Genomic DNA, 7,824 nt, shown 5'->3' with positions numbered 1-7,824 from the left:
CTTCGTCGCGGCGGCGGCGCGGGCGGGCATCTCGCTGACGCCGGCCTCCGCCTTCGCGGTGGACCCGCGGAGCACGCCGTCCGCCGTCCGGGTCGGGCTGGCCTCGCCGCCGCTGCCGGTGCTGGCGCGGGCGTTGGGGACGCTGGCGCGGATCGCGAGTGGTGACGAACAGCCGACAGATGACAGATGACAGCGAACGGATGACAGATTTCATCATCTGTTATCCGTTCGCTGTCGATTGTTACTTGTCACTTGTCGGCTGCCATCTGCCGACTGCCATCCGCCACAGGCCAGTCAGCCGAAGCCCTTCAGCCGTCCGCGCCCGCCCTGCTCCCCCGAGCGACCATATCCGCCGCGCCTCCGGCCCCGACGGCCCGCAGGCGGCTGGCGGCGGTGGCCGCGAGCTGCGGAGCGAGCTTGGCGACGTCGCGCGCGCCGACCACCGCGATCAGGCTGGGCAGCAGCCAGCGCACCGGCTGCATGCCGCGCAGCCAGGGCTGCGCGTACACATGGGCGGACCGGCGGACGATCCCGGCGACGATCCGGTCCACCGCGGGCTCCAGCGGGTACGTCTTGTTGGCGGGCCACGGCAGTCGGCTGCGCATCTGCTTCAGCACGGCATCCTCGTCCGCCCCGCGCACCATGTCGGTGTCGGTCCAACTCAAGTACCCCACGCCTACCTTGACACCCTGGTAGGCCACCTCGGCGCGGATCGAGTGGGCGAAGGCCTCCACCCCGGACTTGCTGGCGCAGTACGCGCTCATCAGCGGCGCGGGCGTCAGCGCGGCCAGCGAGGCGATCTGCAGCAGGTAGCCGCGACTCTCCGACAGCGCCGGCAGGAAGGCCCGCGCGGTGGCGACGCTGCCGAGCAGGTTGACCTCGATGACCCTGCTGAACGCCCGGTGGTCACTGTCGGCCAGCGGTCCGCCGATGGCGATCCCGGCGTTGGCGACCACGGTGTCGATCCGACCGTAGTGCTCCTTGATCCGGCGGGCGGCGTCGCTGAGCGCGTCCAGGTCGGTGACGTCCACCTCCCAGCTGGTCGCGTCCGCGCCGCACTGCGTGGCGACGGCCTTGAGCTCCTCCGGTTCCAGCCCCAGCAGCGCGACCTTGGCCCCGCGCCGGGCCAGCTTGCGGGCCAGCGAGGCCCCGACCCCACGGGCGGCCCCGGTGACCACCACGACCTGCGCGGACAGCGGCGGGATGGCGTTCATGCGATGGTGGTCCTCACGACAACGGGAGCGACGGCAGCGGCAGCGGTGGCGGTGGCCGTGGCGGTGGCGGTGGCAGAAGCGTCGGAACCGGCAGCCACGGCGCCGGCCCCGACCAGATGGGCGGCGGCCATCCGGTGGATCTCGGCGGCGACCTCCACCGGCCGCTCCAGCGGCGCCATGTGGCCGACCCCGGGAAGCAGCAACAGCCCCTGCGGGTCGGCGAGTTCGGCGACGATCCGGTGGGCGTGCACCGGCGGGGTGAGACGGTCCGCGGTGCCGACCACCACCGCGGTGGGCGCGGCGATCCGACCGAGCCCCGCGTGCACGTCGAGGTGTTCGAGCACCCAGGCCCAGTGGGCGCGCACCGCCGTCGGGCAGGCGTGCACGATCCGGGCCGTCGCTTCGACCTGTCCGTCGGGCGAACTCGGCCCCATCGTGGCGTACTTGAGTGCGATTCGGCTGGCCGGTGTGACCGGTCCGAGCGGTAGCCGGGAGCGCAGCAGTCGCCGATTCAGGAAGCGCCGCACGCCCACGGACCGTACGGTCTCGGGCAGGACGGCGAGTTCGGCGACCAGTTCGCCCGGACCGGTGGAGATCAGCACGTTGGCGGCGGTGCGCTCGGCGATCTCGGGGCGACCGCCGGCCGCCATGATGGTCATCCCGCCCATGCTGTGCCCGGCCAGTACGGCCTTCTCCCCCGCCGGGACGGTCCGCGCGAGCACGGCGGCCAGGTCATCGGCGAGCGCCCGGGTGGAGTAGCGGGCCCGGCTCGGCGGGATCTCGCTGCTCCCGTGTCCGCGCTGGTCGTAGGCCACCACCCGGTATCGGTCGGACAGTTGGCGGATCACCGGCGCCCAGAAGGCCGTTGAGCAGGTCCAGCCGTGCGCGAGCACCACGGTGGGCGCGCCGGGCCGGCCGTGGACCTCGACGTGCAGCCGGATCCCGTCCGCCGAGCGGACGCTCAACTCCTCGACAGGCGTGGGCTGTACGTACTCCGGAGGCAGCTTGGGGGAACTCACGCCGTCACCTCCTGGGCGGTGCGGGCGGCGGTCGGCGCGCCGCGCAGGATCAGCTCGTACTCGCCGAGGTCGACCTTGCGGGTGGCGCGACGGAAGGAGGTGGTGGAGCCGGGCCACAACAGGGTGTTCTTGCCGTTCGAGTCCAGGTACCAGCTGACGCAACCGCCGGTGGTCCAGACGGTGCGGTCCATCCGGTGCTGCAGTTCGAGGTTCCACCGGCGCTGGGCACGCTCGGTGGGCTGCATCGCGGCCGCGCCGACCGAGTCGAGCGTTGTCAACGCGTCGATCAGGTAGTTCAGTTGGGACTCGATCATGAGGATCATCGAGCTGTTCCCAAGGCCGGTGTTGGGCCCGATCACGAAGAAGAGGTTCGGGAAACCGCGCACGGTCGAGCCGCGCAGCGCCTCCATGCCGTCCTTCCACTCCTCGGCCAGACTCCGCCCGTCGGCCCCGAACACCCGGGCGCCGATGGGCATGTCGGTGGTGTGGAAGCCGGTGCCGAAGACGATGGCGTCCACCTCGCGCTCGCTGCCGTCGGCGGCCACCAGGGTGGAGCCGCGCAGTTCGCGCAGGCCGGAGGAGACCACCTCGGTGTTGGCGGCGGCGAGCGCCGGGTAGTAGGTGTTGCTGAGCAGGATGCGCTTACAGCCGATCCGGTAGTCCGGGGTGAGCCGAGCGCGCAGCTCCGGGTCCGGAACGCCCTGGGCGATGTGGCGTTCGGCCACCTGCTGCACCGCGCGCAGCAGTTTGGGATGGCGGACGAAGGCGTCGACCTGGAGCTCGCGGAGGGCGAAGAGGGCACCCCGGCGGATCTTGGTGGTGGCCGGTACGCGGCCGTGCAGCCACCTCTCCAGCTGGGTGATTTCGCGATCGCGGCGCGGCAGGACCCAGGCCGGGGTTCGCTGGAAGACCGTCAGTTTGCCCACCTCGGGCTGGATCGCCGGGATGATCTGCGCGGCGGAGGCTCCGGTGCCGACCATCGCGACGCGCTTGCCCGCCAGGTCGTAGTCGTGGTCCCAGCGGGAGGAGTGGAACACCTTGCCGGGGAAGGAGCTCAGGCCGGGCAGGTCGGGGATCTGCGGGTCGGCGAGCGGTCCGGCGGCGGAGACGAGGGCGTCGGCGGTCCACTCGCCGGCCGAGGTGGTGATCCGCCAGCGGGTCTGCTCGCCCTCCCAACGCGCCTCCAGCACTTCGGCGTTGAAGCGCAGGTGCGGGCGGAGGCCGAAGACGGTGGCGACCTTCTCCAGGTAGGCACGGATGTCCGGCTGGCCGGAGAAGCTGCGCGGCCAGTCGGGGTTGGGCGCGAAGGAGAAGGAGTAGAGGTGCGAGGGGACGTCACAGGCGCAGCCGGGGTAACTGTTGTCGCGCCAGGTGCCACCGACGGAGTCCGCGCGCTCCAGGATGACGAAGTCGGTGATCCCGGCGCGGCGCAGCCGGACCCCGGCGCCCAGGCCGCCGAAGCCGGAGCCGATCACCGCGACCCGGACGTGCGGGACGGTCTCCTGCTCAGCGCGGGCGTCGGCCACTTCGGACGCGCCGGACCGGGGGCGCTTGCTGCTGGCTGCCATGCGGCCTCCTCCTGAGGGTGGGGCGGTGGTCGTCGCGCTCTTCCGGGGCCGAGGCTCCGGAACCTGCCGGGGCGCGCCCGGGACCTCCCGGGGACGGACCTCCGGGACCCTGTCAATCGCGCCAGTAATCACTGGCATGGTTGGCAGGTTAGCCCTTACCGACACCGGATGGAAGAAGCACGACAGCCCGGATTCCGGCGAAATCCCGGAGGAGCCCGAGCGACCGGGACGGACCTATGCTGATCGCCGTGGACAAGGTCAGAGCTGCTGCGGACGACAGAAAACGCGAGTACCGGGTGGAGGAACTGGCCGAGGCGGCCGGGATCACCACCCGCACCCTGCGCTTCTACCGCGAGCGCAAACTGCTCCAGCCGCCCCGCAAGGAGGGCCGGATCGCCTGGTACGGCGAGGAGCACCTGGCCCGGCTGCGCATGATCGGCGAACTGCTCGAACGCGGCCACACCCTCGGCGGGATCGCCGAACTGATCGGCGCCGGCGAGAGCGGCCGGGACGTCGCCGAGCTGATCGGGCTGGAGGCGGCGATCGTCGCCCCCTGGTCGGACGAGACCCCGGTGCGGATGGACTGGGACGAACTGAAGAGCGCCTTCGGGGACCAGCTCACCGAGGAGAACACCGCCGAGTCGATCGCCCAGGGCTACATCACGATCGAGGAGGACGGGATCACCCACGTCAGCCGCCGACTGATGGACGCCACCACCGAACTGGTCGCCGAGGGCGTGCCGCTCGCCGCCGTACTGGACGCCAGTCGGCGCACCCGGGAACACGTCGACGCCATCGCCGAGATCTTCATCGAAGTGGTCAGCGAGCACCTGCTCAGCGCGCTCTCCGGCGAGACGCCGCTGGCTCCCGGCGAGGCGGCCCGGCTGACCGAGCGCATACTGCGGGTCCGGCCGATCGCCCGTACCGTCGCCGACGCCCAGTTCACCCTGGCGATGGACCGCCGGGTGCGCGCCGAGTACGCCGAACTGCTGCGCCAGCGGCGGGAGTACGGCCCGGAGGCGTAGCGGGGCTCTTGGGCGGGCAGGGATTCCCGCGCCCGACCGCCCGTTGGAGGAGCCGCCGATGCCCCGCCCCCTCAGCCGCCGCGCCGCGCTCGGCCTCGTCGCCGGACTCGTCCCGGGTCTGGCACTCGCCGCCTGCGGGGCCGGCTCCCCCGCGCCGATCGGAGGTTCGTCGCCCTCCGGCGGCAGCCGGACCGTCCGGCACGCGCGCGGGGAGAGCACCGTCCCGGCCCGGGCCGGCCGGGTGGTGGCACTGGACACCGACGCGCTGGACTCGGTGGTCACCCTCGGCCTCGGCCCGGTCGGTGCCACCACGGTCAGCCAGGGCGCCCCCTTCCCCGGCTACCTCCCGGCGGCGCGGCTGGCCGGGACGAAGGCGGTCGGCGTGATCGGCGAGCCCAACCTGGAGGCGATCGCCGAGCTGCGGCCGGACCTCATCCTCGGCAACCAGGTCCGGGACGACAAGCGGTACGGGGAGCTGTCCCGGATCGCGCCGACCGTTCTGTCCACGACGACCGGGCCGACCTGGAAGGAGAACGTCCGGCTGCACGCCGAGGCGATGGGCCGCCAGGCGGAGGCCGAGGCGGCGGACGAGGCGTACCGGACGAAGCTGCGGGACCTGGTCACGGCGCTCGGCGGACAGGCCAGGGCGGCGGCCACCCGGGTCGAGATGGCCCGCTTCCTGGCCGGCGCGCCCACCCGGCTCTACCTCAACGACACCTTCGTCGGCTCGCTCTTCAAGGACCTCGGGCTGGGCCGCCCGGCCAACCAGGACAGGCCCGGCTTCTCACTGGAGATCAGCCCCGAGCAGGTGGACCAGGCGGCGGCCGACGTCATCTTCTACTCCGTGTACGGGGACGCGACGAAGTCCGGCCAGACCGAGATCACCGAGGGCGCGCTGTGGAAGAACCTGGACGCCGTCCGCAGCGGGCGGGTGTTCCACGTGGACGACAACCTGTGGATGCTCGGCATCGGCTACACCGGGGCCGGGCTGATCCTGGACCAGATCCGGAAGTGCCTGGCGACGGCGGGCGGGTGACGGCCGACAGAAGACAGAGGACAGGAGACAGATAACAGATAACAGCTAACGGATAACAGATGTTGAAATCTGTTATCCGTCAGCTGTCCGGCGAGGGCGACAGGTGGTCCGCACACCGTCGCCCCCGCCGCAGGCCCGACCGGTCGGCACCCACGGTCCGGCCCGGCCCCGCTCGGACGCACCCCGGGCCGGGCCTGCCCAACTCAGGCCCAACCCGGTTCAGGTCCGAGTCAGTTGACGTTGACCGCGGTCCAGGTGGCCGCGACCGCGTTGTACTCCGCGCTGTTCGCGCCGTACAGGTCCGACGCGGCGCTGAGGGTGGCCGTCCGGGCGCCCGCGTAGTCGGTGGTGGACGTGAAGTACGTGGTCAGCGCGCGGTACCAGATCTGCGCGGCCTTGTCCCGCCCGATGCCCGCGAGCGTCGAGTTGTCGTACGTCGGGCTGTTGTAGTTGAACCCGTTGACGGTCTTCGCGCCGCTGCCCTCCGACAGCAGGTAGAAGAAGTGGTTGGCCACACCGGACGAGTAGTGCACGTCCAGGTTGCCGACGTTGGCGTCCCAGTAGTCCGCGGAGGCGCCGTCCTTGCTCGGCTGGTCCATGTAGCGCAGCGGGCTGCCGTCGCCCCGCAGGTTGATCAGCTCGCCGATCCAGTAGTTCGGCGGGTTCGAGGGCAGGTTGGCGTACCACTCGACCATGGTGCCCATGATGTCCGAGGTGGCCTCGTTGAGGCCGCCGGACTCGCCCGCGTAGTTCAGGTTGGCGGTCGCGGCGGTGACGCCGTGGCTCATCTCGTGGCCGGCCACGTCGATCTCGGTGAGCGGCGCGGTGTTGTTGTTGCCGTCGCCGTACGACATGCAGAAGCAGCTGTCGTCCCAGAACGCGTTGACGTAGTTGGAGCCGTAGTGCACCCGGCTGAGGGCACCGACGCCGTCGTTGCGGATCCCGTTGCGGCCGAAGGTGTTCTTGTAGAAGTCCCAGGTGGTGGCGGCGCCGAACTGGGCGTCCACGGCGGCGGATTCACGGCTGTTGACGGTTCCGTCGCCGAAGGTGTTGCTGGTGTTGGCGAACAGCGAGCCGTTGCCATCGGTGCCGTTGTTCAGGTCGCTGGTGGACTGGCCGCCGCGGCCGGTGTCCTTCAGCTCGAACTGCGAGCCGTTCTGGTTGGTGGTGAGCGGGACCTGGCCGACGAAGATGCCGGTGCCGGTGCCGGCGGCGGTCTCGATCGTCTCGTGCGTGGAGAGGACCCTGCCGTCGGCGGCGTCGGTGATCAGGATCTGGCTGCTCGGGGTGCCGTCGGCGCGCACGCCCTGGACCGTGGTCCGGTACGCCAGTCGCGGATTGCCGTCGGTGGCCCAGACCACCAGCTGGGGCGTGCCCGCCTGGTGGACGTCGGCCAGCGGGGACTCGTCCGGGTCCAGCGTCACCCCGACGGTGGCCTTGACCGCGCCGGTCGCACCGGCGGCGGCCTGGTCGGCCGGGATCCGCGGGGTGAGGCTCGGCAGCGCGATCCGGGCGGAGACGGCCTTGTCGACCGACTTCACGGCGCCGTCGGCCTTCTGGTGGACGACCAGGTCGCCGCCGATGACCGGCAGACCGGCGTAGGTGCGCTCGTAGCGCAGGTGCCGGGTGCCGTCCCGGTCGATGACGGCGTCCTTGGCCACCAGCTTCTCCTGGTCGCCGAGCGCCAGCGCCTTCGCCACCGGGCCGGCCTGGCCGTTCGCCACCGCGAGCACGGCCGCGTGCTGCTGGGCGGCCTGCGCCTGCAACGAGGGCGCGGCGGGGGACGCCTGGGCGACGGAGGTGCTCACCTGGACGACACCGGTCAACAGGGCGGTGGCCGACAGTACGGCGACAGCCGCGAGCTTTCGCTTCACGTACGAGTCCTTCCGGGAAACCGCGTGTGGGCGCGGTCGCGCCGCGTCCCGGGGGCCGGGTCGGCACCTGTGGGGCGGAACGGGCGCT

At 71.8% G+C, this 7,824-nt stretch carries 6 protein-coding genes and 1 pseudogene; 3 read left to right on the top strand and 4 right to left on the bottom strand.

The features are described 5' to 3' along the window. A pseudogene (locus J0670_RS23420) lies at positions 1-190 on the top strand (PLP-dependent aminotransferase family protein); the annotation flags it as partial. A 118-nt stretch (positions 191-308) separates the two neighbouring features. Here the strand turns inward: J0670_RS23420 and J0670_RS23415 are convergent. From J0670_RS23415 to J0670_RS23405, 3 genes are read right to left on the bottom strand one after another with little or no spacing between them, the layout of a single operon-like run. Continuing rightward, the gene (locus tag J0670_RS23415; protein ID WP_207813621.1) at positions 309-1,214 is read right to left on the bottom strand and encodes an SDR family oxidoreductase; all 906 of its coding nucleotides are present in this window, start codon (positions 1,212-1,214) and stop codon (positions 309-311) included. After that, positions 1,211-2,233 carry an alpha/beta hydrolase gene (locus tag J0670_RS23410; RefSeq protein ID WP_307806658.1) on the bottom strand — a complete coding sequence of 341 codons (1,023 nt, stop codon included), beginning with the start codon at positions 2,231-2,233 and terminating at the stop codon, positions 1,211-1,213. Before J0670_RS23410 ends, J0670_RS23415 begins: the two co-directional genes overlap by 4 nt. After that, positions 2,230-3,801 (bottom strand): NAD(P)/FAD-dependent oxidoreductase, encoded by a 1,572-nt coding sequence (locus J0670_RS23405; protein ID WP_207813620.1) that lies wholly within the window; start codon positions 3,799-3,801, stop codon positions 2,230-2,232. Before J0670_RS23405 ends, J0670_RS23410 begins: the two co-directional genes overlap by 4 nt. Positions 3,802-4,049: 248 nt before the next feature. Between J0670_RS23405 and J0670_RS23400 the strand changes: the two genes are divergently transcribed. Continuing rightward, positions 4,050-4,826, top strand: a complete 777-nt coding sequence (locus J0670_RS23400; protein ID WP_307806657.1) for a MerR family transcriptional regulator — start codon at positions 4,050-4,052, stop codon at positions 4,824-4,826. A 58-nt stretch (positions 4,827-4,884) separates the two neighbouring features. Further along, a complete protein-coding gene (locus tag J0670_RS23395; RefSeq protein WP_207813618.1) occupies positions 4,885-5,862 on the top strand; it encodes an ABC transporter substrate-binding protein in 978 nt (325 codons plus the stop codon). A gap of 230 nt (positions 5,863-6,092) precedes the next feature. Here J0670_RS23395 and J0670_RS23390 read toward each other — a convergent pair whose 3' ends face one another. Then, entirely contained in the window at positions 6,093-7,736 is a 1,644-nt protein-coding gene (locus J0670_RS23390) for a M4 family metallopeptidase (protein ID WP_207813617.1), read from the bottom strand. Positions 7,737-7,824: the final 88 nt, after the last annotated feature.

The organism is Streptomyces sp. FH025 (assembly GCF_017427025.1).
Classification (GTDB): Bacteria; Actinomycetota; Actinomycetes; order Streptomycetales; family Streptomycetaceae; genus Kitasatospora.
The sequence above is the reverse complement of the archived record's forward strand: the minus strand, read 5'-3'. Positions and strand labels throughout refer to the sequence as shown.

Bases quoted from the DNA above. Each gene is read 5' to 3' on its own strand.
- J0670_RS23415 (WP_207813621.1), bottom strand. From the start codon at position 1,214: ATGAACGCCATCCCGCCGCTGTCCGCGCAGGTCGTGGTGGTCACCGGG.
- J0670_RS23395 (WP_207813618.1), top strand. From the start codon at position 4,885: ATGCCCCGCCCCCTCAGCCGCCGCGCCGCGCTCGGCCTCGTCGCCGGA.
- J0670_RS23405 (WP_207813620.1), bottom strand. From the start codon at position 3,801: ATGGCAGCCAGCAGCAAGCGCCCCCGGTCCGGCGCGTCCGAAGTGGCC.